General features: G+C 69.8%; 24 protein-coding genes and 1 pseudogene. 9 read left to right on the top strand and 16 right to left on the bottom strand.

Going from position 1 to position 17,429, the window contains the following annotated elements; all coding sequences use genetic code 11:
* The first annotated feature begins 53 nt into the window (after window positions 1–53).
* Genes H5T77_RS12395 through H5T77_RS12415 form a run of 5 tightly spaced genes read left to right on the top strand, consistent with a single transcriptional unit; the run spans window position 54 to window position 4,026 of the window.
* A complete protein-coding gene (locus H5T77_RS12395; RefSeq protein ID WP_292649664.1) occupies window positions 54–1,412 on the top strand; it encodes an ATP-binding protein in 1,359 nt (452 codons plus the stop codon).
* Window positions 1,409–1,795 carry a roadblock/LC7 domain-containing protein gene (locus H5T77_RS12400; protein WP_179658319.1) on the top strand — a complete coding sequence of 129 codons (387 nt, stop codon included), beginning with the start codon at window positions 1,409–1,411 and terminating at the stop codon, window positions 1,793–1,795. Before H5T77_RS12395 ends, H5T77_RS12400 begins: the two co-directional genes overlap by 4 nt.
* Window positions 1,796–1,808: 13 nt before the next feature.
* Window positions 1,809–2,165 (top strand): DUF742 domain-containing protein, encoded by a 357-nt coding sequence (locus H5T77_RS12405; protein WP_292649667.1) that lies wholly within the window; start codon window positions 1,809–1,811, stop codon window positions 2,163–2,165.
* Window positions 2,146–2,760, top strand: coding sequence for a GTP-binding protein (locus H5T77_RS12410; RefSeq protein ID WP_292649668.1), 615 nt, complete (start codon window positions 2,146–2,148; stop codon window positions 2,758–2,760). The genes H5T77_RS12405 and H5T77_RS12410 overlap by 20 nt, the downstream gene beginning before the upstream one ends.
* 33 nt (window positions 2,761–2,793) lie before the next feature.
* Window positions 2,794–4,026, top strand: a complete 1,233-nt coding sequence (locus tag H5T77_RS12415) for a cytochrome P450 family protein (RefSeq protein WP_292649670.1) — start codon at window positions 2,794–2,796, stop codon at window positions 4,024–4,026.
* Between the two features lie 16 nt (window positions 4,027–4,042).
* On the opposite strand, the gene H5T77_RS12420 is transcribed toward H5T77_RS12415, so the two are convergent.
* Window positions 4,043–5,641, bottom strand: a complete 1,599-nt coding sequence (locus tag H5T77_RS12420; RefSeq protein ID WP_292649672.1) for an ABC-F family ATP-binding cassette domain-containing protein — start codon at window positions 5,639–5,641, stop codon at window positions 4,043–4,045.
* A gap of 62 nt (window positions 5,642–5,703) precedes the next feature.
* Here H5T77_RS12420 and ypfJ point away from each other — a divergent pair, with 62 nt between their 5' ends.
* Window positions 5,704–6,663, top strand: coding sequence for a KPN_02809 family neutral zinc metallopeptidase (ypfJ, locus tag H5T77_RS12425; RefSeq protein WP_292649673.1), 960 nt, complete (start codon window positions 5,704–5,706; stop codon window positions 6,661–6,663).
* 128 nt (window positions 6,664–6,791) lie between these two features.
* Here ypfJ and H5T77_RS12430 read toward each other — a convergent pair whose 3' ends face one another.
* Entirely contained in the window at window positions 6,792–7,703 is a 912-nt protein-coding gene (locus H5T77_RS12430) for a phosphotransferase (RefSeq protein ID WP_292649675.1), read from the bottom strand.
* Between the two features lie 102 nt (window positions 7,704–7,805).
* Between H5T77_RS12430 and H5T77_RS12435 the strand changes: the two genes are divergently transcribed.
* A complete protein-coding gene (locus H5T77_RS12435) occupies window positions 7,806–8,246 on the top strand; it encodes a hypothetical protein (protein ID WP_292649677.1) in 441 nt (146 codons plus the stop codon).
* Window positions 8,247–8,257: 11 nt separating this feature from the next.
* On the opposite strand, the gene H5T77_RS12440 is transcribed toward H5T77_RS12435, so the two are convergent.
* The 7 genes from H5T77_RS12440 to H5T77_RS12465 are packed head-to-tail and all read right to left on the bottom strand — an operon-like array spanning window position 8,258 to window position 11,894.
* Window positions 8,258–8,872, bottom strand: a complete 615-nt coding sequence (locus H5T77_RS12440; RefSeq protein WP_292649679.1) for an acVLRF1 family peptidyl-tRNA hydrolase — start codon at window positions 8,870–8,872, stop codon at window positions 8,258–8,260.
* Window positions 8,873–8,881: 9 nt separating this feature from the next.
* Window positions 8,882–9,244 (bottom strand): MmcQ/YjbR family DNA-binding protein, encoded by a 363-nt coding sequence (locus tag H5T77_RS12445; protein ID WP_292649681.1) that lies wholly within the window; start codon window positions 9,242–9,244, stop codon window positions 8,882–8,884.
* A gap of 7 nt (window positions 9,245–9,251) precedes the next feature.
* Window positions 9,252–9,545 carry a DapH/DapD/GlmU-related protein gene (locus H5T77_RS25650; protein ID WP_366816624.1) on the bottom strand — a complete coding sequence of 98 codons (294 nt, stop codon included), beginning with the start codon at window positions 9,543–9,545 and terminating at the stop codon, window positions 9,252–9,254.
* Window positions 9,454–9,810: a maltose acetyltransferase domain-containing protein gene (locus H5T77_RS25655; protein ID WP_366816625.1), complete on the bottom strand. Its 357-nt coding sequence runs from the start codon at window positions 9,808–9,810 to the stop codon at window positions 9,454–9,456. Before H5T77_RS25655 ends, H5T77_RS25650 begins: the two co-directional genes overlap by 92 nt.
* Before the next feature lie 6 nt (window positions 9,811–9,816).
* Window positions 9,817–10,365, bottom strand: coding sequence for an ASCH domain-containing protein (locus H5T77_RS12455; protein WP_292649684.1), 549 nt, complete (start codon window positions 10,363–10,365; stop codon window positions 9,817–9,819).
* A 25-nt stretch (window positions 10,366–10,390) separates the two neighbouring features.
* The gene (locus H5T77_RS12460; RefSeq protein WP_292649686.1) at window positions 10,391–11,233 is read right to left on the bottom strand and encodes a GNAT family N-acetyltransferase; all 843 of its coding nucleotides are present in this window, start codon (window positions 11,231–11,233) and stop codon (window positions 10,391–10,393) included.
* Window positions 11,234–11,264: 31 nt separating this feature from the next.
* The gene (locus H5T77_RS12465) at window positions 11,265–11,894 is read right to left on the bottom strand and encodes a maleylpyruvate isomerase family mycothiol-dependent enzyme (RefSeq protein WP_292649688.1); all 630 of its coding nucleotides are present in this window, start codon (window positions 11,892–11,894) and stop codon (window positions 11,265–11,267) included.
* A 233-nt stretch (window positions 11,895–12,127) separates the two neighbouring features.
* On the opposite strand from H5T77_RS12465, the gene H5T77_RS12470 reads away from it, so the two are divergent.
* Entirely contained in the window at window positions 12,128–12,469 is a 342-nt protein-coding gene (locus H5T77_RS12470; RefSeq protein ID WP_292649689.1) for a WhiB family transcriptional regulator, read from the top strand.
* Between the two features lie 53 nt (window positions 12,470–12,522).
* Here H5T77_RS12470 and H5T77_RS12475 read toward each other — a convergent pair whose 3' ends face one another.
* Window positions 12,523–13,191, bottom strand: a complete 669-nt coding sequence (locus H5T77_RS12475; RefSeq protein WP_292649690.1) for a TetR/AcrR family transcriptional regulator — start codon at window positions 13,189–13,191, stop codon at window positions 12,523–12,525.
* 53 nt (window positions 13,192–13,244) lie between these two features.
* Here H5T77_RS12475 and H5T77_RS12480 point away from each other — a divergent pair, with 53 nt between their 5' ends.
* A complete protein-coding gene (locus tag H5T77_RS12480; RefSeq protein ID WP_292649692.1) occupies window positions 13,245–13,628 on the top strand; it encodes a hypothetical protein in 384 nt (127 codons plus the stop codon).
* A 56-nt stretch (window positions 13,629–13,684) separates the two neighbouring features.
* Here the strand turns inward: H5T77_RS12480 and H5T77_RS12485 are convergent.
* From H5T77_RS12485 to H5T77_RS12510, 6 genes and pseudogenes are all read right to left on the bottom strand, one after another.
* A pseudogene (locus tag H5T77_RS12485) lies at window positions 13,685–13,774 on the bottom strand (metal-sulfur cluster biosynthetic enzyme); the annotation flags it as partial.
* A gap of 317 nt (window positions 13,775–14,091) precedes the next feature.
* Window positions 14,092–14,718 (bottom strand): HAD-IA family hydrolase, encoded by a 627-nt coding sequence (locus H5T77_RS12490; RefSeq protein WP_292649693.1) that lies wholly within the window; start codon window positions 14,716–14,718, stop codon window positions 14,092–14,094.
* Window positions 14,711–15,772: an ABC transporter ATP-binding protein gene (locus H5T77_RS12495; protein WP_292649695.1), complete on the bottom strand. Its 1,062-nt coding sequence runs from the start codon at window positions 15,770–15,772 to the stop codon at window positions 14,711–14,713. The genes H5T77_RS12490 and H5T77_RS12495 overlap by 8 nt, the downstream gene beginning before the upstream one ends.
* Window positions 15,769–16,167, bottom strand: a complete 399-nt coding sequence (locus tag H5T77_RS12500) for a carbohydrate ABC transporter permease (protein WP_292649697.1) — start codon at window positions 16,165–16,167, stop codon at window positions 15,769–15,771. Before H5T77_RS12500 ends, H5T77_RS12495 begins: the two co-directional genes overlap by 4 nt.
* Window positions 16,168–16,179: 12 nt before the next feature.
* Window positions 16,180–16,599 carry an ABC transporter permease family protein gene (locus H5T77_RS12505; protein ID WP_292649698.1) on the bottom strand — a complete coding sequence of 140 codons (420 nt, stop codon included), beginning with the start codon at window positions 16,597–16,599 and terminating at the stop codon, window positions 16,180–16,182.
* On the bottom strand, window positions 16,586–17,429 hold an 844-nt coding region (locus H5T77_RS12510; protein WP_292649699.1), incomplete at its 5' end, for a carbohydrate ABC transporter permease. The genes H5T77_RS12505 and H5T77_RS12510, both read right to left, overlap by 14 nt.

Raw genomic sequence — 17,429 nt, forward strand, 5'->3', positions numbered from 1 at the left:
CCGAACCCGCGGTCTCATGCCCTGACTGCTCGCCCCCACACCAGGTGCCTGACATGACCCGACCAATACTGGACCGACTCCACCGAGCCGCTCCATGGTTCTGCAGTACCGCGATCCTCCTCTTCGTCGCGCTCTCCCCCGTCATCTTCGTCACCGCCAGCGGCGAGGAGTGGCTCTGGCGCTGGATCCTCGCCGGCGTACCCGTCGTCGCCCTCACCCTGTGGCTGACCGCGATGGCCTACGACTCCGAGCCCAAGCGGACTCCCGCCGAAGCGTCACTCCCGTCGGGCGAAGCGTCAGGTACGTCGGGCGAAGCGTCACTCACGTCGGCCGAGTCGGCATCGGATGACGTCTCGACCGACGCAAGTGCCGTCTCGACCGACGCAAGTGCCGTCTCGACCGACGTACCTGACGTCTCGGCCGACCGGCCTGACGTCTCGGCAAGGGGCGGGGAGGCCGGGATGCGGGTGGCGGTGCTGTCGCTGTCTCGCAAGGTGCAGGCCTCCGCGCACCGGATCCAGGAGGAGTCGACGCGGATGGTCGCGAAGTTCCCGGCCGAGCCGGACGTGCTCGAGGCCGGGATGCGGGTCGACCACGCGGCGGCGCAGCAGGCGCGGCTGGCGCAGAGCATCGCCACGCTGTGCGGCGAGCAGCCCGGGCAGCACTGGCGTGACCCGCTCCCCATCGCAGACGTCGTTCGCGGGGCAGCCGGCCGGATCACCGCCTATCGACGGGTCCGGGTCGAGGGCGATCCGCCGGTCGCGGTCCAGGGCGCCTACGTCGAGCCGCTGATCCACCTGGTCGCCGAGCTCCTGGCCAACGCGACCCAGTCCTCGCCGCCGGCGACGGAGGTGCTGGTCACGATCCGTTCCGTACGCCGCGGCGCGGCCCTCGAGATCGACGACGCGGGCGTCGGCATGGACGAGACCAACCTCGCCTGGATGCGGGAGATCGCCTCCGGCACCCGGCAGGTACGCCTGCACGACCTCGGCGAGATCCCGCAGACCGGCCTCGCGGTGGTCGGCACCTATGTCCGCCGCCACGGGTTCCGGGTCGACCTGACCGAGTCCGTCCACGGCGGCCTGCGGGTGGCCGTTCTCGTCCCCGAGGCGATGACCACCCCAATGAGCGCGGACCTCCCCGAGCAGGTCGCGCCCCCTGAACCGGCCCCAGCCGCTCTCCCCCTGCAAGATCATCATCAGCCGTCGCCGTTCACGTCCGACGGCCTGCCACAGCGCCGGTCGAAGCGCGGCGAGCGCCCTGCGACCGGACAGCAGCGAGCAGCGGGGAGCCAGGTCGTGGCTCCTCGCGCGGAGCCGACCGCGGAGCAGGCGGGCGCCTGGATGAGCAGCTTCCTCAGCACCGCCGCTGAGACCGATCCCGCACCCGAGAGCCACTGGAGGAGACCATGACCGACGAGAACAGCTGGATGCTGGAGCTGGTCGCGGGAGTGCGCGGCGTACGTCATGTCGTGGTGCTCTCCGCCGACGGGCTCGTCCGGGTCCGAACGAGCCACACCCCGCGCGAGGAGGCCGACAAGCTCGCCGCGGCGTGCGCTGGGCTGACCTCCCTCGGCCACGGGATCAGCCGCCAGTTCGGCGCCGACTCCCACCCCCGCCAGGTGATGGTCGAGTTCAACGGCGGCTTCCTGTTCATCCGTGGCGCCGGCGACGGCTCCCGGCTCGCCGTGATCACCGAGATGAGCATCGACCCGGCGCTGGTCGCCCAGCAGATGCAGGCGACCGTCCTGATGATCGGGGAGCGCGCGATGAGCACCCCGAGACGCTCGGTCTGAGCCAAGCGAGCCGATGCCCGACGCCACCGACGACGACTACGTCGACCACCCGATCCGGTCCTATGTCCGGACGGGCGGTCGGGTGCGGCCGACCCATCGGTTGACGCCGGCGACGCTCCTGATCGGCCACATCAGCCCGACGGCCGCATCGGCCGGCCGGCAGGAGCGCGAGGTCCTGTCCCAGTGCATGGGCGTGATCTCCATGGCCGAGATCGCCGTCCACCTCGGCCAGCCGGTCAGCGTCCTGGCGGTGATCGTCTCGGACATGATCGACGCCGGCCTCATCGGCATCCGACCCGACAGCGACACCGCCGACGGCCCCTCCCGTGAAATCCTCCAGAAGGTCCTGCATGCTCTCAACCACCTCTGACAGCCACGGCCGAAGCGGAGCCAGAGGCGATCAGCACTATCTGGCGCCGACGGTCGTCGAGTCGGTCAAGATCCTGGTGGTCGGCTCCTTCGGGGTCGGCAAGACGACGCTGATCGGATCGGTCAGCGAGATCGACCCGCTCCGCACCGAGGAGACGATCACCCAGGCCAGCGAGGGGATCGACGAGCTCGAGGCCACCCCGGAGAAAACGACGACCACGGTCGCGATGGACTTCGGCCGGATCACGCTCACCGACGAGATCGTGCTCTACCTGTTCGGCACCCCCGGCCAGCGTCGCTTCTGGGACCTGTGGTCCGGCCTCGCCGAGGGCGCCGCCGGCGCGCTCGTCCTGGTAGACACCCGCCGTCTGGCAGACTCCTTCGAAGTGCTGGACCAGCTCGAGACGCGTACGTCCCTGCCGTTCGTGGTCGCGATCAACCAGTTCCCCGACGCACCGAACTACGAGCCCGACCAGATCCGCAAGGCGCTCGACCTCGATGACGAGACGCCGATCGTGGTGTGCAACGCCAAGAACCGCAACGCCTGCGCCCGAGCGCTCGCCGCGCTCGTACGCCACGCCCTGAAGACGCGCTGACCCCGACCCGACCAACGAACAGGCACCTCCGCGATGACTCCCGTCCGCACCGTACGTCTCGCCGACCTCACCGACCTCGTCCAGGCGCCCGAGACCGTCGGCCCTCGCGCACGAGAGGTGCACCAACAGCTCAGGGCCCAGTGGGGTCCGGTCGCCCCAGGCGAGATCTCCCCCGGCGTACGCTGCTGGTTCGCGATGGGCTATGCCGAGTTCAGCGAGGTGATCCGCAACGAGGAGGTCTTCTCCCGCAACGGCGACAACTGGAGCGCCGTGCAGGAGGGCAGGATCAAGCCGGACATGCCGATCTACCCGTTCGTGACCACCCGGCAGAACTCCTTCCACAACGACGGCGAGCTCCGCCAACGGCTGCGTTCACCGATCGACCGAGCCCTCTCGCGGGTCGACGAGCACGGCTACGCCGCGCAGGTACGCGGCATCTGCAACGACATCGTCGACGACATGCTCGAACGCGGTGAGGCCGACCTGGTCCAGGACTACGCCGTGCTGATCCCGCTGCTCTCGGTCGCCGCGATGTTCGGCATGGGTCCCGAGGTCGGGGACTCGATGCGCAAGGCCGCCCACAAGGTCCTCGGCGGCGGCCAGCTCGCCCAGGAGGGGGTCATCGAGCTCGCCGTGGAGATCGCCGACCACATCGCCAGGCGACGCCGGGATCCCAGCGACGACCTCACCTCCCACCTGATCGACGACCCCGGCCTATGGGACGACATCGAGGTCACCGAGGCGATGATCGTGATGATCATCGCCGGCAACGAGCTGACCATCGCGACCATCACCCAGACGCTGCTGCTGATGCTCTCCGACGATCGTTTCGCGGGCCGGCTGCGCGGTGGCCGCCTCGATGTCGACCAGGCGATCGAGGAGGTCATGTGGCGCGACCCGCCGTGCTACAACATCACGCCGCGGTTCGCGCTGCGCGACGTCGAGCTCGGCGGCCAGCTGATCCGCAAGGGTGACGCCGTGGTGCCCTGCATCGCGGCGGCCAACCTCGACCCGCTGATGACCGGCGACGACCCGTGGCTCGAGATCGGCAACCGGGCGCACATGTCGTGGAGCGCCGGCCCGCACTCCTGCCCCGCGCAGCGACCGGGCACGATGATCGTGCAGGCAGCCGTACGCACCGTCCTGGAACGGCTTCCCGAGGTCTCCCTCGCGGTGCCGGCCGACCAGGTCGAGCGCAACACCGACTCGCTCTCCTACCGCTACCCGACCTCGATGCCGGTGAGGTTCGCCCCCACCCTCTCCTGAGGGCTGCGGACGAGGGTCAGGCGAGCGAGACCAGGTCGGCGTACTCCTCGTTCCACAGGTCCTCGACACCGTCGGGGAGGATGAGCACCTTGTCGGGCTCCAGCGCGTGCACGGCGCCCTCGTCGTGGGTGACCAGCACGATCGCGCCCTCGTAGCGGCGGATCGCACTGAGCACCTCCTCTCGGGAGGCGGGGTCGAGGTTGTTGGTGGGCTCGTCGAGCAGGAGCACGTTGGCCGCCGAGACCACCAGGGAGGCCAGCGCCAGCCGGGTCTTCTCCCCACCGGAGAGCACCCCGGCGGGCTTGTGCACGTCATCACCGCTGAAGAGGAACGCACCCAGCACGGTGCGGGCCTCGGTGTCGGTCAGCTGCGGCGCGGCGGACTGCATGTTCTGCAGGACCGACCGATTGGTGTCGAGCGTCTCGTGCTCCTGGGCGTAGTAGCCGACCTTGAGCCCGTGCCCCGGTACCACCTCGCCGGTGTCGGGCTTGTCGACCCCAGCCAGGATGCGCAGCATCGTGGTCTTGCCGGCACCGTTGAGCCCGAGGATGACCACGCGGGTCCCGCGGTCGATGGCCAGGTCGACGGCGGTGAAGACCTCCAGGGCGCCGTACGACTTCGACAGGTCGTGGGCGGTGAGCGGAGTCTTGCCGGAGGGCGCCGGTGAGGGGAACTTGATCGCGGCGACCTTCTCCTGCTGCCGCTCCCCCTCGACCCCGGCCATGATCTTCTCGGCGCGCTTGAGCATGCTCTGCGCAGCGGTCGCCTTGGTGGCCTTGGCGCGCATCTTGTTGGCCTGGTCGGTGAGCGTCTTGGCCTTGTTCTGCGCGTTCATCAGCTCACGCTTGCGGCGGGCCTCGTCGGTCTCGCGCTGGATCAGGTACTGCTTCCACGGCATGTTGTAGATGTCGATCACCTCGCGGTTGCCGTCGAGGTGGAAGACCTTGTTGACCGTCTGGGCGAGCAGGTCGTTGTCGTGGGAGATCACGATGAAGCCACCCTTGTAGGACTTCATCCAGTCGCGCAGCCAGATGATCGAGTCGGCGTCGAGGTGGTTGGTCGGCTCGTCGAGGATCAGCACCTCGGCCGACGAGAACAGGATGCGTGCCAGCTCGACCCGGCGTCGCTGGCCGCCGGAGAGGGTCCTGAGCGGCTGGGTCATGATCCGGTCGGGGATGCCGAGCGACTGGGCGATCTGCAGCGCCTCAGTCTCGGCCGCGTAGCCACCGCCAGCGTCGAGCTCGTCGTGGGCGCGCTGGTAACGCTTCATCGCCTTCTCGCGCAGCTTCGGGTCCTCGGACCCCATCTCCTCCTCGGCGATCCGCATGCGGCGTACGGCATCGTCGAGGCCGCGCGCGGACAGGATGCGGTCCTTGGCGATCACCTCGGGATCACCGACCCGCGGGTCCTGGGGCAGATAGCCGATCTCACCGGTGTTGGACACGGTTCCGGCTGCGGGCAAGTGGTCGCCGGCGAGCACCTTCGTCAGGGTCGTCTTACCCGCGCCGTTACGGCCTACGAGCCCGACCTTGTCGCCGGGTCCGACTCGGAAGGTGACGTTCTCCATCAAAAGTCTGGCGCCGACGCGGACTTCTAGGTCATGGGCAGTGATCATCTCCGTCACTAGTGTATGGGCGGGGCACTCGGTCCCACACATCAGCACCCCAGGGGGACAAGATGCGGTTCAACCCGAAGGCCAGACTCGACACCAGCCGGACGTCCGGTGGCGGTGGCCGCGGCGGCTTCGGTGGCGGCGGTGGTGGCGCCCGGATCCCGATCCCCGGCGGCAGGGCCGGCGGCGGGATCGGCACCGTCATCGTGCTGCTGATCTTCTTCCTCGTCACCCAGTGCACCGGCGTCGGCCCGCAGGTTCTCGGGGACGGCGGCGGCTCGACGTCGGTCGGCACCGGCACCTTCGGCGGCATGCAGAGCGCCGAGGGCGGCAACACCGGCGACTTCGGGTCGTGCCGGACCGGCGAGGACGCCAACAACGACGAGTACTGCGCGCTGGTGGCGCTGGAGAACTCGATGACCGGCTACTGGGACTCCCACCGCGACCTCTCCGGCCGTTTCCAGCCCGAGCAGGCGGTCGTGATCTTCTCCGACCAGGTCCAGACCGGTGGCTGCGGCGCCGCATCGAGCTCCGTCGGGCCGTTCTACTGCCCGGCCGACCAGACCATCTACCTCGACCCGACCTTCTTCGACTCGATCTTCGAGCAGCTCGGAGGCCAGGACACCACCTTCGTACGCGCCTACGTGCTCGCTCACGAGTACGGCCACCACATCCAGAACCTGCTCGGCACCATGGGCCAGGTGCGCACCCAGCAGGGCCCCGACTCCGACGCGGTTCGTCTGGAGCTGCAGGCCGACTGCTACGCCGGTATGTGGACCGCCGCCGCAGAGGGCGACGGCTTCATCCAGGACATCACCGAGCAGGACATCGCCGAGGGCATCGACGCCGCCAAGACCGTCGGCGACGACCACATCCAGTCGAGGACGACCGGCCGCGTCGACACCTCCTCGTTCACCCACGGCTCCTCCGAGCAGCGGATCGCCTGGTTCCGCAAGGGCATGACCAACCCCGACTCGATCGCCGGGTGCGACACGTTCCGGGCTCGGGATCTGGACAACCCGTAGCAGTCCTCGCTGGTCGAGCCGGAGTCGTGAGGAACGAGCGACTCCGTGTCGAGACCAACACATTCCCATCGCGACTGTGTTGGTCTCGACACGCTCGCTGGCGCTCGCTGCTCGACCAGCGAGAACCGTCACATGTCGAGCAGCGCCTCGACCAGCGGAGCCTGCTTCTGCAGCGTACGCAGGTGCGGCGCGACCGCGGGGTGGCGGAACTTCGCGAGCAACGGGCCCTCCCCCGGAGTGATCCGGCTCAGCGCCCACTCGGCCCGGCTCATGGCGGTGTAGACGGCACAGATCTGCGCTCCCAGGGTCGCCTCCTCGCGAGTCGCGAGCCCGGCGGGCAAGCCCAGGGCGTACGCCTCCAGCAGCGGTTCGAACGCCTCCCTGGCGTGCAGCAGATAGAGCCCGAGGTCGCCGCCGACGGGACCACGGCCGATGCTCGACCAGTCGATCGCGATCAGCCGCTCGCCGTCCTCGGTACGGCCGACGAGGTTCTGCGGCGCGGGGTCTCCGTGCTGGGCGACCTGGGGAAGCTCGTCGAGGAGGTCGATGAAGTGCCCGCGACGCTCCCAGAGGACGTGGGCGATGTCCGAGGCGGTCGTACGCATCATGGTCGGCCAGCCGCCGTTGTACTCCACCCGCGCCATCCGGTCGCGGAACTGGTCCCGCGCGAGCCAGCGGGCCTCGCCGAGGTCCGCCTCGGCGAAGCGGCCCATCGAGAGCGCCGCGAAGAGCCCGGAGTTGGCGGCGTCCTCGACCCAGTCGGTGGTCAGCGTGATCCCCTCGTCGTCCTCGGCGACGCTCGTGCGCGCCCCGATCATGCCGGGGGTGTCGTCGACGAGACCCGAGATGGCGACGTCTGCGGCCCGGCGCCAGTAGGCGAAATGTCGCCGACGGCTCAGCTCGGCCGGATCGTACGTCCCCGGCCGCCCGAGCCGCTTGATCACGACGGGCTCCTCGCCCACGGCGGTGCGCCAGACCCCCAGCGTGGAGGGTCCGGTGCCTCCGGGAAGGACGAGCCACCCGGGGTCGGGCTGCCACATGCTTGCCAAAGTAGCGCATCCTCGCAGGTCGAAAGGGCATTCACCGCCGGGGCGCCACGACAGGATGCTGAGTCCGAGGCTGGGGCCGATATGGTTGTGCCGATGTCCGAGACTGACTATTGCGAGCTGTGCGACCTGCCGTTGTCGCAGTGCATCCATGGGCGGCCCCCGGCCCCGCCCGCTCCGGCTCCCCCCGCGAAGAGGGCAGCGAAGCCGGCGACCAGGACGCGCAAGACCACGACGAGCACGACGGCCGCCGCGCCGAAGGTCGTCACCAAGTCCGCTCCCCGCAAGTGGACCCCACCTGCCGCCTTCGCGCCGCTCATCCTCGAGATCCTCGAGAGCGCCGGCGGCTCGATGTCCGCGGACGACGTTCTCGACGAGCTCGAGAGCCAGCTGGCCGACAGCCTCCTCCCGGGCGACTTCGAGACCACGCCGGAAGGCGAGCTCCGCTGGCGCTACGCGGCGCGGCGCGCCCGCCAGACGCTCCTGACCGACGGCTCTATGGTCAAGGGTTCGCCGGGAGTCTGGCAGCTCCCGTGACGTCGTAGGCGTCAGCCGTCGGCGTTGAGCACCTCGATCCGCACCTTCTGGGCATCCTCGATGGCCTGGTCGAGCACCGCGCGGTTGGGATCCTGCACGGCCAGCCACGGTCCGGTCACCGTGAGCTCTTGAAGCCGCCGGTCCCCGAGCACGTCGTCGACGCCCCCGTGGTCGCCGCCGGTGACGAGCGGGCCTCGCAGCCCGTCGAGGATCCGGGCGGCGTGGTCAGCCGCCGCCTCGTACGCAGCGCTGGCCTGGTTGGCCCGGCGGCGGGCGAAGCGCTGCTGGCTCCAGCCACCGGCCTTGGTCTTCCCCTGAACGTGCCGGCGCCCGATCTTGTGTTCGGCGATGCCGCCGCCGCTCATCCGGGCGATCGCGAAACCGCCCTTGCGCACCAGCAGGATGCCCCACTGGGCCGGCGGCGCCGCGGCGACGATGAACGCCTCTACCTCGGCCGGACCGGCGTACGTCTTCTCGAACGGCAGCGCCGCGATGAACGACGACCCGTCAGCCGCGGCACCGGTCAGCGCACCGGAGTCGACCGCCAGCCGGGTCTCACCGTGGCGCGCGGCGAAGTTGTCGACCCATCGTTGGATCCGAACGATCGGGACGGCGACGTTGGGCATGTCAGTACGCTACCGGTCCAGGTCGCGCAGCAGTCGTGCCGGCGCGATGTGCCGGTAGGCGTCCTCGCAGATCTCGGCGACCTCGCCCCAGTCGACCTCACCGTCGAGCCGCATGCCGACCCAGCCGCGGCCGCCGACGTAGGGAGGTACGAAGAAGCGCTCGGGGTCCGCCCCGACGACCTCGTCCTGCGCCCCCGCCGCCGCGGCCGCCCACAGGTGCGGCTCATCGCGCCGGTGATGGCCGTGCGGCCACAGCATCACGAACTGCTTCCTCACGAAGAACCCGGGCGCACCGTGGGTGACCCGCTCGGCGCTCTCCGGGAACCGGAGACAGATCTCCCGGACCCGGTCGGTCAGCTGCTGCGGTGTCATACGCCCATCATCCGACCTCTCGGATCACTCGCGCGGGTACGCCCGCCGCGACGACCCGATCAGGGATATCGCTGAGCACCACGCTTCCCGCACCGATCACGGAGTCGGCGCCGATCGTGACACCCGCACAGACCGTCACACTGGTCCCCAGCCAGACGTTTGCACCGACCTCGATCGGCAGCGCCCGCTCCCAGCCCTCGCCCCTCAGCTCAGGATCGTCGACCGGATGCAGGGCGGTCACCAGCTGGGCACCGGGCCCGATGCGAACCTCGGCGCCGATCCGGATCGGCGCATCGTCCATGAAGAAGGCGTTGGCGTTCACGAACGCCCGGTCCTCCAGGCTGATGTTGTAGCCGTAGGGGCACTGGAAGCGAGGTACGACCTCGACGCCCCGAGCCGACCTCGCCGAGCAGGTCACGCAGCACGCGGTGGCGTACGTCGTCATCGTCTGCGCCGGCCCCGTTGAAGACATCCAGCGCGCGCCAGCAGTCGCGGCGGAGCTTCTGGAGCTCGGCATCGTCGAGGTACCAATCGCCCGCCTCCAGCCGGGCCCGCTGCTCGCCCACAGGGCCTCAGTCGGGTTTCGGCCAGACCAGCTCGAAGCGCTCGAGGACAACTGGCATGTCGTTGGCAAACCCGCGGTCATGGCCGGCCTCTTCGGTGAAGAAGCGCTCGTGGACCTCGCGCCAGTGCTCCAGGGAGCCGTCGCCCTCACCCTCTGCCAGGGCGTGCTCGGCGGAGACCTCGTCGAACGGCACCACGTCAACGGCAGTCGTCACGACCAAGGCGCGCGGGTGACCGGCGCCGTCGAGCACGATCCCGAGGGTGCCGATGGTCGGGATCGGCTCCTCGGCGGCCTCGTAGTCCCACATCGCCGAGGCGGTCGCCGTCTTCACGCCCTCGAGGACGAGCTCGAGAAGCTCGTTGGACTGCTCCGGCGTGCCCCCGAACGCCCATGCCGGCGGCTGCAGCGCCTCCAACGGCGACGCGCCGAAGTAGCCAGGCGCGGCGCTGAGGTGGGCGTGGTGCTTCACGTCGTCCCAGAACGCGGCGACGTCAGCCTCCTGCTGGGAGTTGGACACAGGGACATCAGAAGCAGGGGTCACGGCGTCGTCACTCATGCACGACACTCAATCACAGTTCGGCCTAGCCGTGGCGGGACTCGACGGACGTCGGCGGCGTGGCCGATCGAGCCATCACCATACGAGCCTCGGCGTGCCAGCCGAGGCCGGCGTAGAGGGGCTCGCCCATCTCGCTGGCGACCAGGAGACCGCGGACCGCGCCCGCGTCTCGGGCCGCTGCGACGAGCAGACCCATGACCGCGCCGCCGAGCCCACGGCGCCGGTGCTCAGGGTCGGTCTTGATCCGGTCGGCGACGGCATCGGTGCCGATGACCGCCATCTGCCCGGTAGCCGTCACCGTCTCCCCAGCACGCACCGTCACCGTGATGATGCCGCCGTCACGCTCCACCTCGGCGCGGTAGCTCACCGGGAGGTCGCGGGACGGGTGGTCGGCGAGGTCGATGGACATCAGCGCCTCCTCCCCGTCGGCCTGCAGCCCGCCCTCGGCGAACCACGGACGTACGCTGCCGGGCGAGTCGGTCACCACCGACAACCAGGCCTCAGGTGTGGCCCGGGCCGTGTCGACCAGACCGGCGAGCGTGTCCGGGGCATCGGTCGCCACCCACTCGACCCGGCGTCCAGGCTCCCCGACCTCGACGCGTACGCCGCCAGGGACCGCCTCGGGGCGCGGGAAGCCCCGCGAGTAGGCCCAGCCCCGGGCCCACCGGGAGACCAGCTCGGGGAGGTCGGCGTCCTGCGCCGCGGCGGCGAGGGCGGCCTGGCGACCGCGATACCACTCCCCCAGCACCGTCGCGACCAGCACGAGCGCAGCGAGCCCGATCGCCAGCAGATCCAAGGTCACCAGCCCGACCAGCGTGATCGCCACCGCGGCGATGTATCCGAACCAGATCCGACCGGGAGCCTCCACGTCCGCGGAGCCTACCCGCCGGTCGGCCTCCTCAGGCGATCCGCTCGCGCAACCTCGCCACCCCTGGTCCGTCGAGGTCCGCCAACGCTGCCGGCCGACCGGCCAGGGCCATCGCCAGGGCCTCGCTGGGACCGGCGACCTCCGCGCCGGTGCCCCAGGACCAGTCCTGGTCGGTCGTACGCAGCGCGAGCCCGTCGAGCCGGCCGGCCGGGACGACCCCGAGCGAGGCCTGCTTCGTCGGCAGCCAGTCGAGGACCGCCCGCCAGTCCTCGAGCGGGACGTCCGCGTCGAGACCGAGCGGCCGGGCGCAGTCACGCAGGTGGATGCAGTGGTCGGTGAACTGCCCCATCGGGCCGACGCCGGGCGCGGGCACCCGCTTCTCGGCGTACGTCCTCAGCAGCCCGGTCAGCTCAGCGACCGGCCGTCGCGCCTGCTCCTCCGCGATCGCGGCGGCGGCCCGGTCGATCGAGCCGCCGGCCAGCAACGTACGCCACAGCAGGCGCCCGATCCCGACCGAGAACGGCATCGCGCTGTGGCCCAGCACCTCCCTCACGGTCCAGGCCGAGCAGAGGCTCTGGGTCTCCAGCTGGGACTCGTCGAGGCTGTCGAAGAAGTCGGCGAGAAGACGGCGGTTGACTGCGGTGCGGGCGGCTACGTCCATGGCTTCACTTTGCCAAACAAACCAGTGGCCGCGCAGGGGTCCGGTCAGTAGCGTTGAGGACATGCGCAAGTGCATCAACACCTACGACGTCCCGAGCCAGCCGGTCCGGGACGTGGAGTTTGCGCGCATGGAGCCGCAGCAGACGTAGGTGCTCACCGCATCCACCAGGGCCGCTCCGATCGACGAGGAGCGGCCCTTTCCGTGTTCAGCAGCACCACCAGGAGGTGAACGAGATGGAGATCATCACGCTATTCGGAGAGGGTTTCAGCTCCAAGACCTACGAGCTGACGCTGAAGCACCCGACCCCCCGGACCGACGCCTGGGCCTGCGTGGGCGAGGACCCGGAGCTCTTTCATCCCGACGACCTCACCCAGCTCGCCGAGGCTCAGCAGGTCTGCGCAGACTGCCCGATGCGTCAGGCCTGCCTCGACCTCGGGGTCTCCCGGCGGGAGTGGGGAGTCTGGGGCGGTGTGCTTCTGGAGAGCGGCAAGCCGCGTGAGAAGCCCAGGATCCCGGGGAGAAAGCCCTACAAACGCAGCCAGGAGGCGATCGCGCGGGCGGGCCGGGTCGCCTGAATGATCTGGGAGTGCTCGGACGACGACCTGCACCGGACGAACGACAGGCAGACCTACCCCGGTCGCCCGTTCTGATCCGGTCGAGATCCGACGCGAGCTCGAAGGCCGTCGACGAGCACTTCCAGGCCGAAGGCGAACTGTTCGGCCGAGCCGGCGGCGGGCATGTGACCGACGGGCAGGTCGTTGTCGCTCAACGGTCCGAGAGCGTGCACGACATCCTCCCAGCGATCGTCGCGCTGCCCGTGGGTTTCCATCGCCATGACGATCGAGCTGGACACGTAGGCGATCAACACCTGGCTCGACGCCACGGTCTCGCGGCCGCCGAGTCCAGACTCCCGCAGCGCGTCGAGCAATCCGCGGGCGATCCGCAGACCATGCGGCCCCAATGGCGGGCGGGCGGCGATATGGGGAGCGATGCCCGGATGCGCAAGCGCACCTGAGCGTACGCCGACGAGAAGGTCTCGCAACCGCACCGCCCACGGCACTTGATCATCGGGTACGACGACGTCGGCCAGTGCCAGGTCGGCAACCGCATCGAGGAGTGCGCGGCGGTTGGCGAAGTGGCGATACAGCGCCATCGGATCGCAGCCGAGGTGCGCAGCGATGCGCCGCAGCGTCATCGCGTCCGGACCCTGTTGATCACCGAGAGCGAGTGCGCTCGCCGCGATTGCTTCCGGTGACAGCGTGCCTCGGATCGATTCGCCGTTCCCTCGAGTGGCCATGTCTGCAATCTACGCCGTAGACAACCCCACCCACACATGTCTACGGTGTAGACATGGCTCGTAGAGGACTTCCCATCGCTCGCGGCGTCGCCGGCCTGCTGGCGTTGTTCATGGCGGCATACTTCGCTACCGACAACTTCGGCGGTGACTCCGTGCTTCGACTCGACAACCTGTTCCTCGTACCCGACCTGCTGATCGTCGTGCTCCTGGCCACCGCTGCCGCGCTCCCTGCCCGGTTCGCCCGCCCGGCGCTGACCTTCTCGTTGGCGTGGTCAGCCGCCGTGTGGACAGTGTCGCTGTCCCAGTGGGTGGTCGCAGACCAGGTCGGGCGCGGCCTGGGACACTTGATCCTGATCCTGCCCGCCGTCATCGCAGCAGGCTTGGCAGCCGGCTCTCCACCCGCAGACGTGTCGCCAGAGATGACGAGGCTGAAATGACAAGGGAGCCCTGAGGTCACCCATGTGACCCCAGGACTCCCACGTCAGGTGGAGCCTCAGACGTTGAACCCGAGAGCGCGCAGCATCTCGCGGCCGTCGGGGGTGATCTTGTCCGGGCCCCAGGGCGGCATCCAGACCCAGTTGATGTCGGCCCCTTGGCAAAGAAAGGGCCTCGCAAACTTGCCGTTGAACTGGGCAGACGCTGATCTGGCAGCTACCGCACAGACGGCACTACGCGCAGCACTACGCGCAGGACAGGCGCACCGACGGCGCCCTCTAGATACCTAGAGCGCCCTGATTGTTCTGATCCACAGCACATCGCTCGCCCTGGACGTCGTTGTCTATGGACGCCTGCAGACCTGTACGGATAGGTCCGCTCGCCATATAGATGTGCCTGCCGAAGCTGTATCCCGACGCACCGGTCATCCCTGTCGTCGACCTCCGGTTCCTGCCACCCAGATGACTAGACGCACGCGCGCAGCAGCTCCGCGATCGTCTTGGCGGTGTCGATGTGGTGTACGGCCCGCCAGCCACGGGCGCGGGCCGCGGCGCAGTTCTCGTCCGTGTCGTCGACGAGGAGTGTCGCGGTGACGGGTGCCGGAAGGATGCGCTCTGCCTCCGCGTAGATCCGCGGGTCGGGCTTGCGGACGCCGAGATCGTGGGAGCGTACGACCCCGTCGAAATCCCGTTCGTCGAACAGCAGGGCTCGGTGTGGTTCCCACTCGCGCACGCTGTTGGTCAGCAGGCCGACCCGCACGCCGGTGCTGCGCAGCGTGGCGAGCCCGGCGAGGAGGTCGGGATTCGGTGCACGGCCGGCGTACCAGTGCTCGTCCCATCGCCGCAGGTCGATCCTCGGCCGACGGGGCAACAGCTCTGTCACGCGGGTGCCCCACTCCGACTGGCTGAGCAGGCCGGTCTCGAGCGGTCCCATCCCGGTGAGTCCGAATCGGGCCGCGACCTCATCGATCGCCTCCCACAGCTCGGTCCACGTCAGTCCGGCCGCGTCGACCAGGCCGCGCGCCGCATCGGCGACCGGCGAGGTGAGCACACCGCCCACGTCGCACCAGACGACGGTGACGGGTTCAGCCATCGGTGCGCGTCCCGTCCGGACCGAAGCGGTGTACCGCGGAGGCCGGCACGTGGGCATGTACGCCATCCCCCGGACGAAGCCACGCCTCACCCTCGCCCTGCAGCAGCACGAACGGGCCGGCGTCACCGACGCTGTGCAGCTCCTGCCCGGCGCCAGTGAACTCGCAGACGTCGACCGTCCCGGCGATGTCGAGCCCGGATCCGGTCGGGCAGGGGCCCCAGCGCGCGTCGCTCGGTCGCCAGCCGACGGTCTCGTCACCGTCAGTCCATAGGTTCATCCGCGGCGAGCCGACGAAGCCCGCGACGAAGACCGTGGCCGGGCGCCGGTAGACGTCCTGGGGCGGGCCGCTCTGGACGACCCGCCCCCGGTCCATGACGACCAGGTGGGTCGCAAGCGAGAGCGCCTCGTGCTGGTCGTGGGTCACCAGCACCAGGGTCGTGCCGAGGTCGCGGTGCAGCCGGAGCAGCTCTGCCCGCGCGTCCGCCCTCAGCGCCACGTCGAGGGCGGAGAGCGGCTCGTCGAGCAGCAACACCTGTGGGCGGCGGACGACGGCGCGGGCGAGGGCCACGCGCTGGCGCTGGCCACCGCTGAGGTCTGCCGGCCTGCGGTCGAGCAGGTCGTCGATGCCGAACCGGGCGGCGACCTCTTGGGTGCGCTCGGTGATCTCACCCCGGGTCGGACCGTCGGTTCGGTCGTGCCGGCGCGCCAGCCGCATCCCGAAGGAGATGTTGCGCTCGACGCTCATGTGCGGGAACAGGGCGTAGTCCTGGAAGACCATGGCGATGTCGCGCCGGCCGACGGGTGCGTCGGTGACGTCGGCCCCAGACGCGAGCAGGCGGCCGGTGGTCGGGCCGTCGAGGCCGGCGAGGATGCGCAGCAGGGTGGACTTGCCGCATCCGGACGGTCCGACGATGACGGTCAGGCTGCCTGCCGGGACGCGGAGGTCGACGCCGTTGAGTGCGATCGAGGTGCCAAAGCGGCGTTCGATGCCGAGGAGTTCGAGGTCCCCGGCCTGGGTGTCAGGCCGGGTCGTGGGCCGGGCGGTGGTGGTCATCGGAACCCCGATCGGAGGAAGGCGTCGGTGATCCGACGCGAGGCGATCACGTAGACGAGCAGGATCGGCAGGCTGGTGAGCGTGGCGGCCGCGGTCAGGGCGCCGTAGTCGGTGCCGCCCTCGGTCTGGAACTGGGCGAGGCCGATCTGGACCGTCGCGTCCTCCTGCCGTGGGGCGATGAGGAGCGGCCAGAGGTACTCGTTCCAGGTGGTGACGAACACCAGGATGCCGACCGCAAGGAGCGCTGGCCGCAGCGCCGGCATCACTACGTGGGCGAGTATCTCCCGGGGGCGCGCACCCTCGAGGCGCGCGGCCTCGGTGAGCGAGGGCGGGATGGCCTGCACGTGCTGCACGAGCAGGAGGACGGCGAGGGCTGAGGCGCCCAGCTGGGGCACGATCAGCCCGAGCTAGGTGTTCTGCCAGCCGAGCCTCGTCGTGAGCAGGAACTGTGGGATGACGATCGCCTGCGGCGGGATCGCGAGGGCCACGGTGGACAGCCCGAGCACGGTACGGCGCCAGTGCGGCGCGAGGTGGACGAGCGCGAACGCGGCGACCACGGCGATCGCCAGCTGGCCGAGTGCGACGCCGGCGGACATGACGAAGGTGTTGCCGATCATCGTCAGTGCCGGCCAGCCGTCCAGCACCCGCGCGTAGTTGTCGAGCGTCGGATCGGTGACCGGAGCCGCGGAGAAGACGCGGTCCGCGGGTTTGAAGGAGGTGAGTGCCGCCCACAGGACCGGGAAGCTCATCGCCAGCGCGCTCGCTGTGAGGACCAGGTGCCACACCGCCCGCTGCAGCACGGGGCGGCCTCGTTCAACTTCTGACATCAGAGGACCTCCGGACGAGCTGCCAGGCCACAGCCAGGACTGCGAACGCCAGGAGCACGACGACGGCCGCGGCCGAGGCCTCCCCGGTGTCGAAGAAGTCGAAGCCGAGGGTGTAGATCCGGAAGTAGACGTTGTCCGTGGCGCCGTCCGGTCCGCCCGCGGTCAACTCGGAGATGTTGGTGAACACCCACTGCCCGGCCAGGACGACGCTGAGCAGCGCGAGCGCCACGAGAGTCGGCGCGACATGGGGGACGACGACGAACCTGATCACCTCCCAGGAGGTGGCGCCCTCGATGCGGGCCGCCTCCACCACGCGCCGATCGAGCGAAGCGAGGGCTGCGCCGCACAACAGCATGTTGAACGCGGTCACCTTCGGCGCCGTCACGGCGACGACGACCGCGAGCGCGGTCGCGGGATCGCCGAGCCAGTTCACCGCGGCCAGGCCGGCCATCCCGAGCGCCCCGGCGACGAGCCCCTGCAGCGGATTGAGGAGGAACCGCCACGCCACTGCAACGGCCACCGGCGCCATGATGGCCGGGACGAAGAGGAGGGACCGGTAGACCGTGCTCGCGCGGCTCGGCCGCATCCACAGCAGCACCGCCAGCACGAACGGGACGACGGTCGAGAACGGCAGCAGGGCGAGCGCATAGAGCACTGTCTGCCACGCCGCCCGGGTGAACTCGGGGTGCTCGAACAGCTCGGTGTAGTTGGCGAGCCCGACGAACCCCTCGGGATCGGTGGTGAGGTTCCAATCCAGGAACGACAGCGCGACAGTGAAGACGGTCGGGCCGTACACCCACACCGCCAGCGCGAGCAGCAACGGTGTGAGG

The sequence above is a fragment of the Nocardioides sp. genome (genome assembly GCF_014360585.1).
Taxonomy (GTDB): Bacteria; Actinomycetota; Actinomycetes; order Propionibacteriales; family Nocardioidaceae; genus Nocardioides.